We start from the raw sequence: 17,353 nt of genomic DNA, 5'->3' as shown, positions 1-17,353 counted from the left end.
CGCCTACAAAATATAGTTTGGACGGAAAGCTTAGCAAAAACTTATTTCACGGCGGTGACAGCGGGGGCCTAAATTAGGTGACCCGGCGAGCCACAAAGGTCACGTCGGCGGCGGGTGAAAAGTGACCTTATGCTAAAATACCGGCCTCACTGGCATACCGTCGAAGGAAGATTGAACATGGCTGGACACAGCAAATGGGCCAATATCAAGCATAAAAAGGCTGCAACGGACGCGAAACGCGGCAAAATCTGGACGCGCCTGATCAAGGAGATCACCGTGGCGGCGCGCATGGGCGGCGGCGAGATCGCCACCAACCCGCGCCTGCGCCTGGCGGTGGACAAGGCGGCCGACGCCAATATGCCCAAGGACAACGTGCAGCGCGCCATCACGCGCGGCACCGGCGGCGAGGACGGCGCCAACTACGAGGAAGTGCGCTACGAGGGCTACGGCATCGGCGGCGCTGCCATCATCGTCGACTGCATGACGGACAACCGCGTGCGCACCGTGGCCGAAGTGCGCCACGCCTTCAACAAATACGGCGGCAACATGGGCACCGAGGGCTCGGTGGCCTTCATGTTCAAGCATTGCGGCCAGTTCCTGTTCGCGCCCGGCGTGGACGAGGACAAGCTGATGGAAGCGGCGCTGGAAGCGGGCGCCGAGGACGTGGTCGCCGACGAGGAAGGCGGCTTCGAAGTCATCTGCGGCCCGCACGATTTCTCCGCCGTCAAGGACGCGCTGGAAGCGGCCGGCTTCAAGGCCGAAGTGGCCGAGATCATCATGAAACCGGCCACCGAGACCGTGTTTACCGGCGATGACGCGGCCAAGATGCAAAAGCTGCTCGACGCGCTGGAAAACCTGGACGATGTGCAGGAAGTCTATTTCAACGCCCTGATCGAAGACTGATCGCGGCCTCCCCGTATTTCACGGCGGCCGCAGGGCCGCTCCCCAGTTTTACATTCGGAACGGTCCTATGAAAATTTTGGTAGTCGGCTCTGGCGGCCGCGAACACGCCCTGGCCTGGAAACTGGCCCAATCGGAACGCGTACAGATGGTGTACGTCGCCCCCGGCAACGGCGGCACTGCGCTCGACGGGCGCCTGCAGAACATCGGCATCACCGACCTGCACGAGCTGGCCGCGTTCTGCGAGAACGAGCACATCGCGCTGACGGTGGTCGGCCCGGAAACCCCGCTGGCCGGCGGCATCGTCAACCTGTTCCGCGCGCGCGGCCTGAAGGTGTTCGGCCCGACCCGCGAAGCGGCCCAGCTGGAATCGTCGAAGGACTTCGCCAAGGCCTTCATGCAGCGCCACGGCATCCCCACCGCAGAATACCAGACCTTCTCGGACGTGAAACAGGCCCACGCCTACATCGACGCCAAGGGCGCGCCCATCGTCATCAAGGCCGACGGCCTGGCTGCCGGCAAGGGCGTGGTGGTGGCCATGTCGCTGGAAGAAGCGCACCAGGCGGTGGACCACATGCTGGCCGATAACCGCTTCGGCGACGCCGGCGCGCGCATCGTGATCGAGGAATTCCTGGCCGGCGAGGAAGCGTCCTTCATCGTCATGTGCGACGGCAAGAACATCCTGCCGCTGGCCACCTCGCAGGACCACAAGCGCCTGCAGGACGCCGACCAGGGTCCGAACACCGGCGGCATGGGCGCGTACTCGCCGGCCCCGATCGTGACCCCGGCCATGCATGCGCGCGTGATGCGCGAGATCATCAACCCGACCATCGCCGGCATGCACAAGGACGGCATCCCGTTCACCGGCTTCCTGTACGCCGGCCTGATGATAGACGCGGCCGGCAACCCGAAGACGCTGGAATTCAACTGCCGCATGGGCGACCCTGAAACGCAACCCATCATGTCGCGCCTGAAGACGGACCTGCTGACGGTGATGGAACATGCCGTCAACGGCACGCTGGACGCGGTGGAACTGGAATGGGACCGCCGCACCGCCGTGGGCGTGGTGCTGGCCGCCGCCGGCTACCCGGACAGCCCGGTCAAGGGCGACATCATCGACGGCATCCCGGCCGAAACGCCGGAATCGGTCACCTTCCACGCCGGCACCGTGCATGTGGACGGCAAGCTGGTGACCAACGGCGGCCGCGTGTTGTGCGTGGTGGGCCTGGGCGACAGCATCAAGATGGCGCAGAAGCAGGCCTACGAGGCGGTCGACAAGATCCACTTCGACGGCATGCAGTACCGCAGCGACATCGGCTGGCGTGGCCTGAAGCACTGAAATTCCGGGGCCAGGCCCAGCGGGTCTGACCCCGGCCCCTCCCGGGATGGTACAATCCTCCCCTTCCACTTTTTCCCCACCGCACGATGTCGTCTTCGCCCTCCCCTGCCGCCGTCAAGGATTACCTGCTCGACCTGCAGAACCGCATCGTGCAGGCGCTGGAGCAGCTGGACGGCGTGCCCTTCCTGCGCGACGCGTGGGACCGCCCGGAAGGCGGCGGCGGCATTTCGCGCCTGGTGGAAGAGGGCAATGTGCTGGAACGCGGCGGCTGCAATTTCTCGCACGTGATGGGGGCGGCCCTGCCGCCGTCCGCCGCTGCGGCGCGCCCGGAACTGGGCGGACGCGCGTGGGAGGCCACCGGCGTGTCGCTGGTGCTGCATCCGCGCAATCCGTACGCGCCCACGGTGCACATGAATGTGCGCTTTTTCAGCACCACCGCGGCCGACGGCACGCCGGTGTGGTGGTTCGGCGGCGGCATGGACCTGACGCCGTACTACGGCTTCGAGGAGGACGCGCGCCATTTCCACCAGACTTGCGCCGGCGCCCTGGCGCCTTATGGCGATGACCTGCACCCGCGCTTCAAGCGCTGGTGCGACGAGTATTTTTACCTGAAACACCGCAAGGAAGCGCGCGGCGTGGGCGGCATCTTCTTCGATGACTTCAACGCCGCCGGTTTCGAGCAGAGCTTCGCCATGGTGCGCAGCGTGGGCGACGCTTTCCTGGCCGCCTACCTGCCGCTGCTGGAGCGCCGCAAGGACACCCCATACGGTGACCGCGAGCGCGACTTCCAGGCTTACCGGCGCGGCCGCTACGTCGAATTCAACCTCGTCTTCGACCGCGGCACGCTGTTCGGCCTGCAGTCCGGCGGGCGCACCGAAGCCATCCTGATGTCGATGCCGCCGATCGTGAAATGGCGCTACGACTGGCATCCCGAGCCCGGTTCGCCGGAAGCGGCGCTGTACACCGACTTCCTGCCGCACCGCGACTGGCTGGCGTAGTGCACAAGCGCGTGCCTGAGGCCATGCAGCCCGTCCCGGCCCGCCGCATCGCCCTGCTGGGAGGCACATTCGATCCGGTACATGAAGGCCATGTTGCGCTGGCGGCGCATTTCATGCGCTTGCTGCAGGCCGACGAGCTGATCGTCATGCCGGCGCTGCCGTGGCAGAAGGCGGCGCTCAAGGCCACGCCGGCACAGCGCGCCGAGATGGTGGAACTGGCCTTCGCCGGCCAGCCCTTTCCGGTGACGGTGGACCGGCGCGAGCTGGAACGCGGCCGGCCGACCTACACGGTGGACACGCTGCGCGGGCTGCGCGCCGAACTGGGGCCGCAGGCCTCCATCGCTTTTCTGATGGGCGCCGACCAGCTGCAGCGGCTGGACACCTGGCATGACTGGCAGGCGCTGTTCGGGCTGGCCCACCTGTGCGTGGCGGCCCGCCCCGGCTTCCGGCTGGACGCCCTGCCCCCGGCAGTGGCACAAGAATTCGCCCGGCGCGCGGCTGCGCCGGAGCAAATAGGAAAATCGCCGTCTGGACTGACGTGCATGGCGCCCGATTTGGCGCTGGATATATCAGCCACCGGCATTCGTGCGGCATTACAACGCGGAAATGGGCGAGTCTCGCCAGCCTTACTTATTCCGCCGGTGGTGCTAGACTATATTGAACAACATAATCTTTACAAAGAATAATGGATATTAAAAAACTGCAAACCCTCGTCGTGGACGCCCTGGAAGATGTCAAAGGCCAGGAAATCGCGCTGTTCGACACCACCCACCTGACCAGCCTGTTCGACCGCATCGCCATCGTGTCCGGCACCTCGAACCGCCAGACCAAGGCGCTGGCCGCTTCGGTGCGCGACAAGGTGAAGGCCGCCGGCGGCGACGTCATCGGCATGGAAGGCGAGGACACCGGTGAATGGGTGCTGGTCGACCTGGGCGACATGATCGTCCACATCATGCAGGCGCCGATCCGCGCTTACTACCGCCTGGAAGAGATCTGGGGCGACAAGCCGGTGAAACTGGGCGCGGCCAAGCGCAAGTCCACCACCGAAGGCGCCGAAGCTGCCGCGCCGAAGAAAGTGTCCGGCCACCTGGCCGCCGGCAAGACCGAGAAGGCCGCCGAGCCGGTCATCGAGAAGAAGGCCCCTGCCGCGCGCAAGCCCGGCGTGACCAAGGCCAAGCCGAAAGCGGCAGCCGCCGACGACGCCGTGGCCAAAAAGCCACGCAAGAAGGCCGCCGCCCCGGCGATCGATCCGTCCATCCCGGAAGGCAAGAAGATCAAAGTGGGCGCCACCAAGTCGCTGACCGCGTCGACCAAGGCCAACCGCGAAGAGAAGGCCAAGGTCGCCTCCAAGCTGAAGGCGGCCGCCGAAGCGCCGGCCAAGACGGTCATCAAGCGCCTGAAAAAAGCCGCTGCCGAGTAAGGTGGTTCAGTGCAGCTGATTATTGCCGCGGTCGGCCACAAGATGCCGGCCTGGATCGAGTCCGGCTTCGCCGAGTACACCAAGCGCATGCCGCCCGAGCTGCGCATCGTGCTCAAGGAAATCAAGCCGGTGGAGCGCTCCGGCAGCAAGACCGCCGCTACCGCGATGGCGCTGGAACGCGAGCGCATCGAGGCGGCGCTGCCCAAGTCGGTGCGCATCATCGCGCTCGACGAGCGCGGCAAGGACTTGACCAGCGTCGGCCTGTCCCAGCAGCTGGAACTGTGGCAGCAGGACGGGCGCGACACGGCCTTCCTGATCGGCGGCGCCGACGGGCTGGACCCGGCCCTGAAGGCCAAAGCCGAAGGCCTGATCCGCATCTCCAGCATGACGCTGCCGCACGGGATGGTGCGCGTGATGCTGGCCGAGCAGTTGTACCGCGCGTGGACCATCACGCAGAACCACCCTTATCATCGCGTCTAGAACGGTGAAGGCATCAACCATGAAACCGGTCGACAAGAAGATCTACCTGGCCTCCAAGAGTCCGCGCCGGCGCGAGTTGCTGCGCCAGATCGGCGTCGATTTCGAACTGCTGCTGCTGCGCAGCGACGGCCCGCGCGGCGCCGACGTCACCGAAGAGGTGCTGCCGGGCGAACAGGCCTACGACTACGTGGGCCGCGTGGCGGCTGAAAAGGCGGCCTTCGCGTGGAACCTGGTGCAGCGCCGCCACCTGGTGTCGCGCCCGGTGCTGGCGGCCGACACCACCGTCACGGTGGACGGCGCCATCCTCGGCAAGCCGGCCAGCAATGCCGAAGCGGTGGCCATGCTGGAGCAGCTGTCGGGCCGCACCCACCAGGTGATGACCGCCATCGCGGTGCACCACAACGGCCTGGCGCTGCAGGTCACGCAAGTGTCCGACGTGCGCTTCGGCCAGCTCTCGCCCGCCTCCATCCAGGCCTATTGCGCCACCCAGGAACCCTACGACAAGGCCGGCGGCTACGGCATCCAGGGCCTGGCCTCGCTGTTTGTCGAGCATATCGAAGGCAGCCATTCGGGCATCATGGGCCTGCCGCTGTACGAAACGGCGCAATTGCTGCGCCAGGCAGGTTTGCCGTTGCCCTGAGGGCGTGTATGATCTTTGTTCAACACAACAGCGGCAGCACCACATGAACGAAGACATCCTCATCAACATCACCCCGCAAGAGACCCGGGTCGCCCTGATACTGCAGGGCGCCGTGCAGGAACTGCACATCGAGCGCACCCTGACGCGCGGCCTGGCCGGCAACGTCTATTCGGGCAAGGTGGTGCGGGTGCTGCCGGGCATGCAGTCCGCCTTCATCGACATCGGCCTGGAACGGGCCGCCTTCCTGCACGTGGCCGACATCTGGGAAGCCCGCCCGCACGACGGCCAGAACGCCGCCCCCACCCCGATCGAGAAGATCCTGTTCGACGGCCAGGTGCTGACGGTGCAGGTGATCAAGGACCCGATCGGCACCAAGGGTGCGCGCCTGTCGACGCAGATTTCGATCGCCGGCCGCATGCTGGTGTATCTGCCGCAGGACAACCACATTGGCGTGTCGCAGAAGATCGAGAAGGAAAGCGAGCGCGAATCGCTGCGCACGCGCCTGCAGGCGCTGCTGCCGGCCGAGGAAAAAGGCGGTTACATCGTGCGTACCCAGGCCGAGGACGCGTCCGACTCCGACCTGGCGGCCGACGTCGACTACCTGCGCAAGACCTGGGGCGCCATCACGCACGGTGCGCGCACCCTGCCCGCCACCAGCCTGCTGCACCAGGACTTGAGCCTGGCCCAGCGCGTGCTGCGCGACTTCGTGCACGACGAAACCGCCACCATCCAGGTGGACTCGCGCGAGAACTACATCGCGCTGACCGACTTCGGCAAGACCTATACCCCCAGCGTGCTGCCGCGCCTGCAGCACTACACCGGCGAGCGTCCGCTGTTCGACCTGTACGGCGTGGAGGAAGAGATCCTGCGTGCGCTGGGCCGGCGCGTGGACCTCAAGTCCGGCGGCTACCTGATCGTCGACCAGACCGAGGCCATGACCACCATCGACGTCAACACCGGCGGCTTCGTGGGCGGGCGCAACTTCGCCGACACCATCTTCAAGACCAACCTGGAAGCGGCGCACGCGATCGCGCGCCAGCTGCGGCTGCGCAACCTGGGCGGCATCATCATCCTCGACTTCATCGACATGGAAAACGCCGAGCACCGCGCGGCGGTGCTGCTGGAGCTGAAAAAGACGCTGGCGCGCGACCGCACCAAGGTATCGGTGAGCGGCTTCTCGGCGCTGGGGCTGGTGGAGATGACGCGCAAGCGCACCCGCGAATCGCTGGCCCACATCCTGTGCGAGCCCTGCCCGGCCTGCGCCGGCAAGGGCCAGGTCAAGACCTCGCGCACCATCTGCTACGAAATCCTGCGCGAACTGCTGCGCGAAGCCAAGCAGTTCAACCCGCGCGAATTCCGCATCCTCGCCTCGCAGGAGGTGGTGGACCTGTTCCTGGAAGAGGAATCCCAGCACTTGGCCATGCTGGGCGACTTCATCGGCAAGAAAATCTCGCTGCAGGTGGAGAACTCCTACCACCAGGAACAGTACGACGTGATTTTGATGTGAATTAAAGCTACTGGAAATTCACGATCAACGCGCGCTCCCTGTTTAACTGCATCCCCGCTGGCACCCTGGCCGTGCCGGCGGCGTTCAGCACCTTATGCCGATACGGCCGGGGCAAAGTTTCCCAACAAATCAGGCCGCGCAGTGCACACGGTTGCGGCCGGCCGCCTTGGCGGCGTACAGGGCCTGGTCGGCCGCTTCCACCAGCGCGGTGGCGGCGGACGGGCCGCTGCCCGGCTGCGGCACCAGCGCGGCCACGCCGGCGCTGACGGTGACCACCCCGGCCGGGCCGCCCGCGTGCGGGATGCGCAGCTCCTCGATGGCCTTGCGGATGCGCTCGGCCACCGCCTGCGCGCCGGCCACGCCGGTCTGCGGCAGCAGCACCCCCACTTCTTCGCCGCCGTAGCGTGCGGCCAGGTCGCCCGGCCGCTTCGGCGTCTGCGCGCGGATGGTTTTGCTGATCGCGCGCAAGCAGTCGTCGCCGGCGCTGTGGCCGTACAGGTCGTTGTACTGCTTGAAGCAATCCACGTCCAGCATGATGAAGGCCAGCTCGCTGCCGTCGCGCCCGGCGCGGGCGAACTCCTTGCCCAGGGTGACGTCGAACTGGCGCCGGTTGGCCAGCCCGGTCAGTCCGTCCTGCAGCGCCAGCTTTTCCAGCGTGCGGTTCAGGCTTTCGAGCGCGTCGCGCGCCTGCAGCAGTTCCTGCTCGGCCTGCAGGCGCAGCTCCATCTGCTGGATCAGGCGCTTGCCAAACAGCCCTAGCAGCAGGGCCAGCAGCAGCACGCCGAACGAGTGCAGCAGGGTGTCGCGCCGCCAGCCTTCCAGCACTTCGTCGCGCGACAGGGCCGCCGTCACGAACAGCGGATAGCGCTCCAGCACACGGTAGCTGTTCAGGCGCAGTTCGCCGTCCTGGGTGGAGCGGAAGGAACCGCCGCCATCCTGGCGCGAGGCGCTGAACTGGCGGTAGATGGGCGTGTTGACGATGCTCACCCCGACCCGGTTTTCGTCGAACGGCCGGCGCACCAGCATGGTCCCTTCCTTGTGCAGCAGCGCCACCGCGCCGCGCTGCCCCACGTCCAGGCTGCGGTAGAAGCGGTCGAAGTAGTCGAGCTCGATGGTGGCCAGCGCCACGCCGGCGAAGCTGCCGTCCGGGCGCTTCAGGCGGCGCGACACCGGCAATATCCACTTGCCGGTGGAGCGGCTCACCACCGGCACGCCGATGTGCGGGCCGCTGTCGCTGTGGGTGCGGTGGTATTCGAAGTACTCGCGGTCGGCGTTGTTGTAGGCCAGGTTCATCACCGGGCGCGAATTGACCACCCAGCGTCCGGCGTCGTCGTACACGAACAGGCCGTTCAGCTGCGGCAGGCGCGCCACTTGCGCCACCATCAGCCGGTGCAATCGCTGCTGGCTGACCGCGTCGGGCGCCAGCCCGCCGTCGCTTTCGATCCGCTCGACGATGTCGAGCAGCACGGTGTCGGCGGCGGTGATGGTGTCGTCCGCGTGCTGCGCCATCGAACGCGCCAGGTTGGCGGTGGCGCGCTCGGAGGCGGCCAGCAGCTCGCCGCGCGCGTTCAGGCTGCGCCAGCCGTCGATCGCCAGCAAAGACAGGCAGACCACGGCGACGAACACGGTGGCCCAGAAAGTAATCGGAAGCCGCTTCAGCATAGCCATCCTATGGACGCCCGCCGGGCCGCAGCCGGCCGGCGGCAACTGTCTTTATACCGCACTCACGGATGAGCCGCCAGCATCGGCTGCAAGGTCTGCCACACCTGTTGCGGGGCGATCTTTTGCATGCAGTCGTGGTGGCCCAGCGGGCATTCGCGCTGCTTGCAGGGCGCGCACGCCAGCCGCAGCGAGATGGACGCGGCCACGTCGGCAAACGGCGGCGCGTGGCCGGGATCGGTGGGCCCGTAGATGGCGATCACCGGCCGGTTCAGCGCGGAGGCGATGTGCAGCAGGCCGGAGTCGTTGCTGACCACGGCGCCGGCGTGGGCGATCAGCGCCACCGCCTCGGCCAGGCTGGTGGCGCCGGCCAGGTTGAACAGCGCCGGCGCCGGCACGCCCTGCGCGGCCGCTGCGGCCACAGCGGCGTCGGCCAGCTGGGTGCACGCTTCCTTGTCCTTCGGCGAGCCCAGCAAAGCGATCTGCGCCTGAGGGTGCGCCGCCGCAATGGCTTGCGCCAGGCCGGCGAAATGGGTGGCGGGCCAGCGCTTGGCCGAGCCGAATTCGGCGCCGGGCGCGAACGCGACCAGCGGGCGCTGCGGGTCCAGCCCGGCGCGCGCGCAGGCGGCGGCGATCTGCTCGGCGCTCACCTGCAGCACCGGCCGCGGCACCGGCTGCAGCGGCGCCTGCGGCGCGCGCGCCAGCGCCGCGTAGAACGGCACCATGGGGCGCGGCGGCACGTCGTCGAAGTGCATCACGTTGATCAGGCCGTAACGGCTTTCGCCCTTGTAGCCGACCCGCTGCCGGATGCCGGCCAGCCACGGGATCAGCGCGTATTTGAGCGTGTTGGGCAGCACGTAGGCGGCCGCGTAGCCGCGCTTGCTCAGCTGGCGCGCATAGCGCCAGCGTTCGCGCAGTTGCAGCGGGCCGTGGCGGAACGGGGTTTCCAGCACCTGGTCCACCTCGGCCATCTGGCGCCACACCGGCGCCACCGAAGGCGGCGCCAGCACGTCGATGGGACGCTCCGGATGGGCCGCGCGCAGCAGCGCCAGCAGCGGCTGCGCCATCACGGCGTCGCCGATCCAGTTGGGCGAAATGACCAGGGTGCGCGGCATCGGCACGGCGCTCATCGCGCATGTCCCTCGTCCTGCGCGTTGAGGCAAAAGCCCATCAGCAGGAACAGCATCTGTACATAGAACATGGTGCTCAGTATGGACCAGAAAATAACTTCGGTCAGGCCGAAGCTGAAATAGCCGATCACCAGCAGCAGGCCGGCCAGCGCCGGGGCGGTGACGGCCGGGCTGGCCGACTCATGGGTGCGCAAGATGCGCAGGAAGAACAGGAACGGCGCCAGTATGCTGAACAAATAGACCAGCAGGCCCGGGATGCCGCCGTACACCAGCACGTGCACCATGTCGCTGTGGAAGTGCTCGGCTTGCAGCACGAAAGGCTGCAAACGGCCGGCGGCCACGTCGCGCGCCAGCTCGGCCTGGATCTCCTTGGTGCTGGAAATGCGCCACGGATGCTGCGCAGCCAGCGCCAGCCCGCCCTTCCATAGCTCCAGGCGGATGCCGACATTGGTGTCTTCACGGCCGCCGTCGAAGTAGGAGGTCACATCCTGCAAACCCTGCTGGACCCGCTCGCGGGTACCGGTCTGCTCAACGAAGTAAGTGCTCACCAGCAGCAGCAGCACCAGCGCCGCCAGCAGCTTGGAAGCGCGGCTGCGCAGGAAGTGGCCGTATTTGATGAACAGCAAGATGGCGAACAGCACCGCGATCCAGCCGCCCCGGGTGCCGGTGGCCACCGAGCCGAGCAGGCCGGCCAGCGCGCCCAGCGCCGGCCATGCCGCCTGCCGGCCCTTGAAGTCGAGCACCGCAGCCAGGCACATCATGCCCATACAGAGCTGAATATCGCCAAATGTTATAGAATTAATAAGGCCGCCGGGGCGCGAGATACCCAGGCCCCAGCGCTGGTAGCAAATGAACACGGCGCCGCCCATGGTGCCGGCAATCAGGCCCCACCACAGCGCCTTGCGGCGCGGACGGCACGCCAGCACAGCCAGCAGTACGGTAACGCAAAAGAAAATGCGCGCCGGTTTCTCCAGTGCGCGCAATTGTATGTCGGGATGCAACAATAGACCCGCCAGGGCAAAGGCGAAACTGGCAGCAAACGCTGTTAAAACGAGACGAACCTCAGTAAGATGACGCAAAAAGCCGGGTTTCGCAGTGCGCCAGCAGTACCAACCGGCCAGCAGGAAGGCAAACCCGATGGCGCTGACGCCCCATCGCGTGATGAGCGTCAAGGCGGGCAGCAGGAAAATCAGACTGTGGATGAGATAAGATAGTGCGTTGTCTTGCAGAATGTTTTTTTTTGTAAAAGATTTATTCATTAATGTTTTGTGAGCTTATTCTTGCAAAATCAGCACAGGCAGCATCCACTTCATGCAACAAGCGTCAAAAATTTCTGTCATCATCACGACCTACAACCGGCCCGACGCCCTGGCGGCAGTGCTGGAGGCCTGCTTCTGCCAGGACGATAATCAATTCGAAATCATTATCGCTGATGACGGCTCCACCCACAACACGCGCCAGTGCGTGGAGAATCTGAAGCGCCGTTCGCCGGTGCCGCTGCTGCATGTATGGCAGCCCGACAAGGGTTTCCGCGCCGCGCGCGCGCGCAACCAGGGCATCCTGGCCGCCAGCGGCGACTACATCGTGTTCCTGGACGGCGACTGCATGCCGCAGCCGAGCTTCATCAGCCAGCACCGCAAGCTGGCCAAGCCGGGCTACCTGGTGACCGGCAGCCGCGTGCTGCTCAGCCCCGGCTACACCTTGCGCCTGCTGGCCGAGCGCATCAACCTGCGCGGCCTGACCTTGTGGGACAAGCTGAAACTGCGCCTGACCGGCGACCTGAACAAATTCCTGCAAACCGTGCTGACCCTGCCCGATGTGGGCCGCGAAAGCCGCCGCTTCAGCTGGCGCCGCATCAAGAGCTGCAACCTGGGCGTGTGGCGCAGCGACCTCGATACCGTCAATGGATTCGACGAGAGCTTCCAGGGCTGGGGCCACGAGGATTCCGACCTGGTGGTGCGCCTGTTCAACGCCGGCGTGATGCGCAAGGAAGGCGCGTTCGCCACCGAGGTCTACCACCTGTGGCACAAGGAAAACGAGCGCAGCCTGGAAGACCGCAACCGCCACATCGTGCTGCAGCGCGCGGCCGACAAGACGGTGCGCGCGGTGCAAGGCCTGCGCCAGCCGCCGGCGGTGTCGCCGGTCCCGGCGCCGGCTGGCGCGCCGGCCGCCACGCCCAGCGGCACGCAGCGCCCGGCCGCGCCGGCCAACGACACCTTGCCCACCAACGCCCCCACCAACCTGGCCGCAGCCAGCAATTCCTGAGCCTGCCAAGCCGCGTTCGCCGCGCCGCCGCTGCACCGCCCCCCGCTACACCGCCGCTACGCGTCGTCCTGCAGCGCGATGCGCACCAGGTCGGCCACATTGCCCACGCCCAGCTTGCCCATCAGCCGCGCCTTGTGCACTTCCACCGTGCGCACGCTGATGCCCAGCGCCGGCGCGATCTCGCGGTTATGCCGCCCCAGCACCACCAGCTGCATCACTTCGCGCTCGCGCGGCGTCAGTTCGCGCAGCAGCGCGCGGTGGCCTTCGCGCGCGCGGGTCTGGCTGCGCTGGCGCGCCTCGGACGAAAACGCTTCGTCGATGGCGGCCACCAGCTTGGCGTCGTCGAACGGCTTCTCCAGGAAATCCAGCGCGCGCGCCTTGAAGGCGGCGCGCGCCAGCGCCACGTCGGCATGGCCGGTGACGATGACGATGGGGATGCGGTTGCCCAGCTGCGCCAGGCGCTGCTGCAGCGCCAGGCCGTCCATGCCGCCCATGCGGATGTCGATCACCAGGCAGCCGGCCCACTCCGGCCGCCAGGCCTGCAGCAAGGCTTCGCCGCTGGCGAACACGGCGGTGCGGTAGCCGCGCACGCCCAGCAACAGGCCCAGCGCGTCGCGCACGGCGGGATCGTCATCGACAATAAATACAGTCAGGTCCATGCCACTATTCTCCAGATTCGCCTTCCAGTTCCAGCGCCGGAAGTATAAAGCGGAATATGCCGTGGCCGGCCACTTCGGCCCACAGTTTTCCGCCATGCGCTTCGATGATGGCGCGGCTCAGCACCAGCCCCAGGCCCAGGCCGCTGGACTTGGTCGACACGAAAGGCTCGAACAGGCGCCGCGCCAGCGCCTCGGACACCCCGGCGCCGCTGTCCTCGACCGTGATGCGCAGCCGCGCGCCGTCCAGCGCGCGCGCCGACAAGGTGATGCGGCGCTGGCCCGGCGGACAGGCGGCCACCGAATCGAGCGCGTTGGCCAGCAGGTTGCGCAGCACCAGTTCCACCTGGATGCGGTCCGCCAGCACCGTCACCGGCGGCGCCTGCGCCACCGCCAGTTCCACGCCCTGCTCGCGGCACTGGCTGAAAAACTGCTGCGTGATGGCCGCCAGCAGCGTGCTGGCGGGCACCGGCTCCAGGCGCAGCGCGCCGGTGCGGAAAAAGTCGCGCAGGCGCCGCACCACTTCGGCCGCGCGGCCCGATTCGATCACCATGCGCTGGATGGCGCCCTTCAGCAGTTCGCCCGTCTCGCCCCGCTCCAGCAGGTGCTCGCAGGCCTTGCCGTAGGCTGACAGCGCCGTCATCGGCTGGTTCAGCTCGTGCGCCAGCGCGGCCGCCATTTCGCCGGCCGCCGCCAGCCGCAGCGTGTGTTTCAGCTCGTCGGCCACCTGGCGCCGCTCGTCGACCACGATGCCGATGAAAAAGGCCACCAGCGCCAGCACCGCGTCCAGCAATTGCAGCTCGGCCACCTCGAGGTCGACCGTGTTGGTCCAGCGCACCAGCGTGACGATGGCCAGCTGCAGCGTGAACACGATCAGCGCGGCGCCGTACACGCCCTGGCGGGCGGCGGCCCAGATCACCGGCAGGAACAGCAGATAGAAATGCTTGAACTCGGCGCGCGCGATGTGGCCGAACACGGCCGTGAGCATGCAGATGGCCAGCAGCAGATAGCCCAGGGTTTCCCAGCGCCACGCCGCGGCCCGCAGCCGCGAGCGGCTGTCCTCGCCGGCCAGCATCCAGATCAGCGGCATCGACACCATCACGCCTACCACGTCGCCGATGGCAAAGCGCCACACCGCCAGCGCGCCCTGCCCGGCCGGGATCAAGCCGGCCGACGACAGCAGCGCCACATAGGCCACCGCGTTGAGCAGGGTGCCGGCCGCCACCGCCGCCAGCCAGGTCAGCAGCCGGTCGCGGTTGTCGAACATGGCGCTGGTGCTGAAATTGCGCCGCAAGCCTTCGCCGATCAAGCCGTAGCCCAGCGTCAGGCTGAGCGCGCCCAGCAAGGTATGCAGCGCCCCGGCCGGCATGCCGCGCAGCCAGACGTCACCCAGCAGCAAGGCCGCGAACCACGGCAGCGCGGCTTTTTTTCCGTAGCGCAGCCAGTACACCAGGCCCAGCGCCGGGTCCGGATTCCAGGGCGTGATGTTCAGGCCGTACAAAGGGTCGACATAGGTCAGCCAATCCAGCAGCAGGTACAAAGCCAGAAACACCAGCCCGTGCCAGCTTGCCCATCCCGCCCCGCGCTGCGCCATGTAAGTGTTCCCCCTAAGCTGATCCGCCAATTGTCAGTGTGCTATGCCACGGCTAATATTTCTGATTGTAACGCACTGTTTCCTACGGCCCAGCCCACGCCGCCTTTATCACTCCCGCACTACCCAATTGGAGCACCGAACAACATGCAGGCTATCACCCTCCGCGCCGGGCTGGAACGGAAATCCCTTCCCTCAATGGCATGCGCCGCCGTCAAGCTGCAGGCGCGCGCGCTGGCCCATCCGCTGCTCACGCGCGGCTGGCTGCAGCTGCTCAATTCACATGGCGCGCTGCGCGAACTGGCGCATTTGCAGCCGCGCCTGCTGCACAAGATTTACCGGCCCTACCTGAGCAGCCGCCTGGACCGCCCGCAGCGGCTGGCGGCGCTGGCTTCCCACTACCGCTTCGTGCTGCAGCACGGCTTGGCCGACACCGTGGCGCACGCCGTGCGCGGCCCGCTGGTGCTGGCCAGCTTCGAAGGCAAGTCCGGCGCCGCCTACCAGGTGGACCTGCGCGCCATCGTGCCGATGGAGCGCGAGGGCGAACTGGTGCTGCAGTTGCGCTGCGGCGCCACCCTGGTGTATTCGGTGGCGTTCTCCTTCCTGGCCGACGGATCGCAGTCCAGCGCGGCCAGCGTGGGCGTGGGCTGCCTGCAAGGGCCGCAGTGCGGCGCCGGCCTGGAGCTGGCGCGCGCCGCCACGCGCGACCTGCACGGCCTGCGCCCGAAACAGCTGCTGCTGCGGCTGGTGCAGCAGCTCGGCTATGCCTATGGCTGCAGCCAGGTGCTGCTGGTGGGCAATGACAACCGCGCCGTGCTCAAGCAAATCCGCAAGGGACGCGTGCACGCCGACTACAACGCCTTCTGGCTGGAAATGGGCGCGCAGCGGCGCGCCGACGGCGACTACGCGCTGGCCTGCGGCCCGCTGCAGGCGCCGCTGCTGGATGAAATTGCGTCCAAGAAGCGCTCGGAGGCGCGCAAGCGCCACGAGCTGCTGGCCGGCGTGGCCGACGCCGTGGTGGAAAACTTTGCGCAGCGCGGCGCGCCGATCCCGCGCGAGCGCGGTAGAATCGCAGCACGAGCGCCGGCCAGCGAGCCGGCAAGTGTGCTGGCAACAGAACTGGCGATCGAGCTGGTTACCACCCCGGGAGGATGCAATGCGATTGGATATCTACCGACGAGCGGAACATGACGGCCTGTTTTCCTACCTGGCTGTGCCGGAAGGCAAGCCGATTCCCCAGGAAGCCATCAACACCGACTGGCAGGCCGCCAGCCTGGCGCTGGAAGTGGACGACGGGGCCGATGCCCTGCCCGATTTCCACATTGAGCGGCCACACCAGCAAATCGGCGCCAAGGGCTATGCCATCACCAGCGTGAAAGACGCCAGGCCGCCGCAGGGCTAAGCTCAGCCCTGCGCTTAGCCGTAAGGCGTGTACTCGAAGCCGTTCTGGATGGCGCCGATCACCTGGGCCTGGTTTTCCGGGCTCTCGCTGAAATCGGCCAGGATGGCGTCCCGGGTGGTCACATTGCCGTTCAGCGCGTCGAGCCAGAAGTTAAAGCCGCTCTGGTCCGGCGTGCGGTGCAGGATGTTGCTGTACAGCCGCGTGATGAAGTCGAAATTGCTCACGTTGGTGCCGTACAGCTTGCCGAACTCGGGACTGCCGATGAAATCGTTCGCCACTTGGCGCAGCGTTACGCCGTCGTCCAGCGCCTTCAGCCAGAAGCCCAGGCCCACCGAATCGGGCGCTCGGTCGAACGCCGCCTGGTAGATGCGGTAGGCCTTGCCGCCGTTGCCGGCGATATCGACCGCGTAGGACGCGCCGCCAAAGTTCAACCGCTCCACGCCGCTCAGCGTGTCGCTGCCGCCGCTGCCCTGCAGGTCCGTCACCGTCACCACGCCGTTGGCCACGGCCACGCTGTGGCCCGCCCTGCCGCCGGCGAAATAGGCGCTGTCGATGCCGGCGCCGCCGTTCAGGACGTCGTTGCCGCCGCCCCCTTCCAGCCTGTCATTGGCCCCGCCGGCCGTCAGCGTATCGTTGCCGGCGGTGCCGGTCAGATAACGCCCGCCGCGCACCGAGTTGATGCCCAGCGCGCCGCCCAGGCCATCGCCGCCATACAACCAGTTCAAGGCCGCCAGGTCGTACGGACTGTACGTCGTATACGGTCCGCCGGCGTCGGTGTAGGACATCAGCGTGTAGGCCGTGCTGTCGGTATCCGACGGCAGCTGGATGGCGCCCTCGAACGGATGCTTCAGGCCCAGCATGTGGCCGATCTCATGCAACAGCGTCTCGCCGCCCGGGCCGCCGTTCAGGCTGGCGTTCTGGCTGCCCCATTGCACATTGTCGAGGTAGATATAGGCGCCCGGCTTGAAGTCGGCCAGCTGGTTGTCGGGCATATAGGAATATTCCACGTTCCAGCTGCACAGGCCGGAATACTGCGGCTCGGTGAGGTCGGCATTGCTGAAATGGACCTGGGCGTCGCTGCCGACGCCGGTTTCCTGGAAGCGGATGCCGGTCACCTGGCTGACGTAGGCCAGCGTGTCGCGCGTGGCGGCCTGCTGGGCAAAGGAGAAGGCGGACGGCGCGCCGCGCAGGCTGTTATTGCCTGTCTGCATGCCGCTCGCGGTGGAGAAGGTGTAACTGATGACGTTGCCGGCGGACGGCATCACATAGTTCCAGCCGGGCCCGTTATCGAGCAGGGCGTCGATATGGTTGTAGCCAGTCAGCGGGGCCTTGGTTGCTTCGTTAACAGTTGCCATGGTGGAAGGGA

17 protein-coding genes are annotated in these 17,353 nt (G+C 66.9%); 11 read left to right on the top strand and 6 right to left on the bottom strand.

The window, feature by feature from the left end; all coding sequences use genetic code 11:
• Nucleotides 1-177 precede the first annotated feature (177 nt).
• From ASD15_RS09230 to rng, 8 genes are all read left to right on the top strand, one after another.
• A complete protein-coding gene (locus ASD15_RS09230) occupies nt 178-903 on the top strand; it encodes a YebC/PmpR family DNA-binding transcriptional regulator (protein WP_057154548.1) in 726 nt (241 codons plus the stop codon).
• 67 nt (nt 904-970) lie between these two features.
• On the top strand, nt 971-2,239 hold the full coding sequence (gene purD, locus ASD15_RS09225; RefSeq protein WP_057154547.1) for a phosphoribosylamine--glycine ligase: 1,269 nt from the start codon (nt 971-973) through the stop codon (nt 2,237-2,239).
• Nucleotides 2,240-2,325: 86 nt separating this feature from the next.
• Nucleotides 2,326-3,237: an oxygen-dependent coproporphyrinogen oxidase gene (gene hemF / locus ASD15_RS09220; protein ID WP_057154546.1), complete on the top strand. Its 912-nt coding sequence runs from the start codon at nt 2,326-2,328 to the stop codon at nt 3,235-3,237.
• Nucleotides 3,238-3,260: 23 nt separating this feature from the next.
• On the top strand, nt 3,261-3,923 hold the full coding sequence (locus ASD15_RS09215) for a nicotinate-nucleotide adenylyltransferase (protein ID WP_057154572.1): 663 nt from the start codon (nt 3,261-3,263) through the stop codon (nt 3,921-3,923).
• Nucleotides 3,923-4,657 carry a ribosome silencing factor gene (gene rsfS, locus ASD15_RS09210; RefSeq protein ID WP_057154545.1) on the top strand — a complete coding sequence of 245 codons (735 nt, stop codon included), beginning with the start codon at nt 3,923-3,925 and terminating at the stop codon, nt 4,655-4,657. The genes ASD15_RS09215 and rsfS overlap by 1 nt, the downstream gene beginning before the upstream one ends.
• 9 nt (nt 4,658-4,666) lie before the next feature.
• A complete protein-coding gene (gene rlmH / locus ASD15_RS09205) occupies nt 4,667-5,137 on the top strand; it encodes a 23S rRNA (pseudouridine(1915)-N(3))-methyltransferase RlmH (protein ID WP_057154544.1) in 471 nt (156 codons plus the stop codon).
• A gap of 19 nt (nt 5,138-5,156) precedes the next feature.
• Nucleotides 5,157-5,777, top strand: coding sequence for a nucleoside triphosphate pyrophosphatase (locus tag ASD15_RS09200; protein WP_057154543.1), 621 nt, complete (start codon nt 5,157-5,159; stop codon nt 5,775-5,777).
• 43 nt (nt 5,778-5,820) lie between these two features.
• Nucleotides 5,821-7,284 (top strand): ribonuclease G, encoded by a 1,464-nt coding sequence (rng, locus tag ASD15_RS09195; RefSeq protein WP_057154542.1) that lies wholly within the window; start codon nt 5,821-5,823, stop codon nt 7,282-7,284.
• Between the two features lie 129 nt (nt 7,285-7,413).
• Here the strand turns inward: rng and ASD15_RS09190 are convergent, their stop codons facing one another.
• The 3 genes from ASD15_RS09190 to ASD15_RS09180 all read right to left on the bottom strand — a co-directional run bounded on the left by ASD15_RS09190 (nt 7,414) and on the right by ASD15_RS09180 (nt 11,074).
• On the bottom strand, nt 7,414-8,946 hold the full coding sequence (locus ASD15_RS09190; RefSeq protein ID WP_057154541.1) for a sensor domain-containing diguanylate cyclase: 1,533 nt from the start codon (nt 8,944-8,946) through the stop codon (nt 7,414-7,416).
• A 62-nt stretch (nt 8,947-9,008) separates the two neighbouring features.
• Nucleotides 9,009-10,058: a lipopolysaccharide heptosyltransferase II gene (waaF, locus tag ASD15_RS09185; protein ID WP_057154571.1), complete on the bottom strand. Its 1,050-nt coding sequence runs from the start codon at nt 10,056-10,058 to the stop codon at nt 9,009-9,011.
• An 11-nt stretch (nt 10,059-10,069) separates the two neighbouring features.
• Complete coding sequence (locus ASD15_RS09180) at nt 10,070-11,074, bottom strand: O-antigen ligase (RefSeq protein WP_162249889.1); 1,005 nt, start codon at nt 11,072-11,074, stop codon at nt 10,070-10,072.
• A 310-nt stretch (nt 11,075-11,384) separates the two neighbouring features.
• Here ASD15_RS09180 and ASD15_RS09175 point away from each other — a divergent pair, with 310 nt between their 5' ends.
• Nucleotides 11,385-12,338, top strand: a complete 954-nt coding sequence (locus ASD15_RS09175) for a glycosyltransferase family 2 protein (RefSeq protein WP_082551699.1) — start codon at nt 11,385-11,387, stop codon at nt 12,336-12,338.
• Between the two features lie 56 nt (nt 12,339-12,394).
• Here ASD15_RS09175 and ASD15_RS09170 read toward each other — a convergent pair whose 3' ends face one another.
• Both ASD15_RS09170 and ASD15_RS09165 read right to left on the bottom strand, forming a co-directional pair.
• Entirely contained in the window at nt 12,395-12,997 is a 603-nt protein-coding gene (locus tag ASD15_RS09170) for a response regulator transcription factor (RefSeq protein WP_057154539.1), read from the bottom strand.
• 4 nt (nt 12,998-13,001) lie between these two features.
• Entirely contained in the window at nt 13,002-14,588 is a 1,587-nt protein-coding gene (locus ASD15_RS09165; protein WP_057154538.1) for an ATP-binding protein, read from the bottom strand.
• A 195-nt stretch (nt 14,589-14,783) separates the two neighbouring features.
• Between ASD15_RS09165 and ASD15_RS09160 the strand changes: the two genes are divergently transcribed.
• Both ASD15_RS09160 and ASD15_RS09155 read left to right on the top strand, forming a co-directional pair.
• Nucleotides 14,784-15,776, top strand: a complete 993-nt coding sequence (locus ASD15_RS09160; protein WP_057154537.1) for a DUF535 family protein — start codon at nt 14,784-14,786, stop codon at nt 15,774-15,776.
• Complete coding sequence (locus ASD15_RS09155; protein WP_057154536.1) at nt 15,742-15,987, top strand: DUF6139 family protein; 246 nt, start codon at nt 15,742-15,744, stop codon at nt 15,985-15,987. The genes ASD15_RS09160 and ASD15_RS09155 overlap by 35 nt, the downstream gene beginning before the upstream one ends.
• A gap of 14 nt (nt 15,988-16,001) precedes the next feature.
• On the opposite strand, the gene ASD15_RS09150 is transcribed toward ASD15_RS09155, so the two are convergent.
• The gene (locus ASD15_RS09150; protein ID WP_157200869.1) at nt 16,002-17,342 is read right to left on the bottom strand and encodes a DUF4214 domain-containing protein; all 1,341 of its coding nucleotides are present in this window, start codon (nt 17,340-17,342) and stop codon (nt 16,002-16,004) included.
• Between the last annotated feature and the right edge of the window lie 11 nt (nt 17,343-17,353).

Source organism: Massilia sp. Root351 (assembly GCF_001425045.1).
GTDB lineage: Bacteria > Pseudomonadota > Gammaproteobacteria > Burkholderiales > Burkholderiaceae_D > Rugamonas.
The sequence above is the reverse complement of the archived record's forward strand: the minus strand, read 5'-3'. Positions and strand labels throughout refer to the sequence as shown.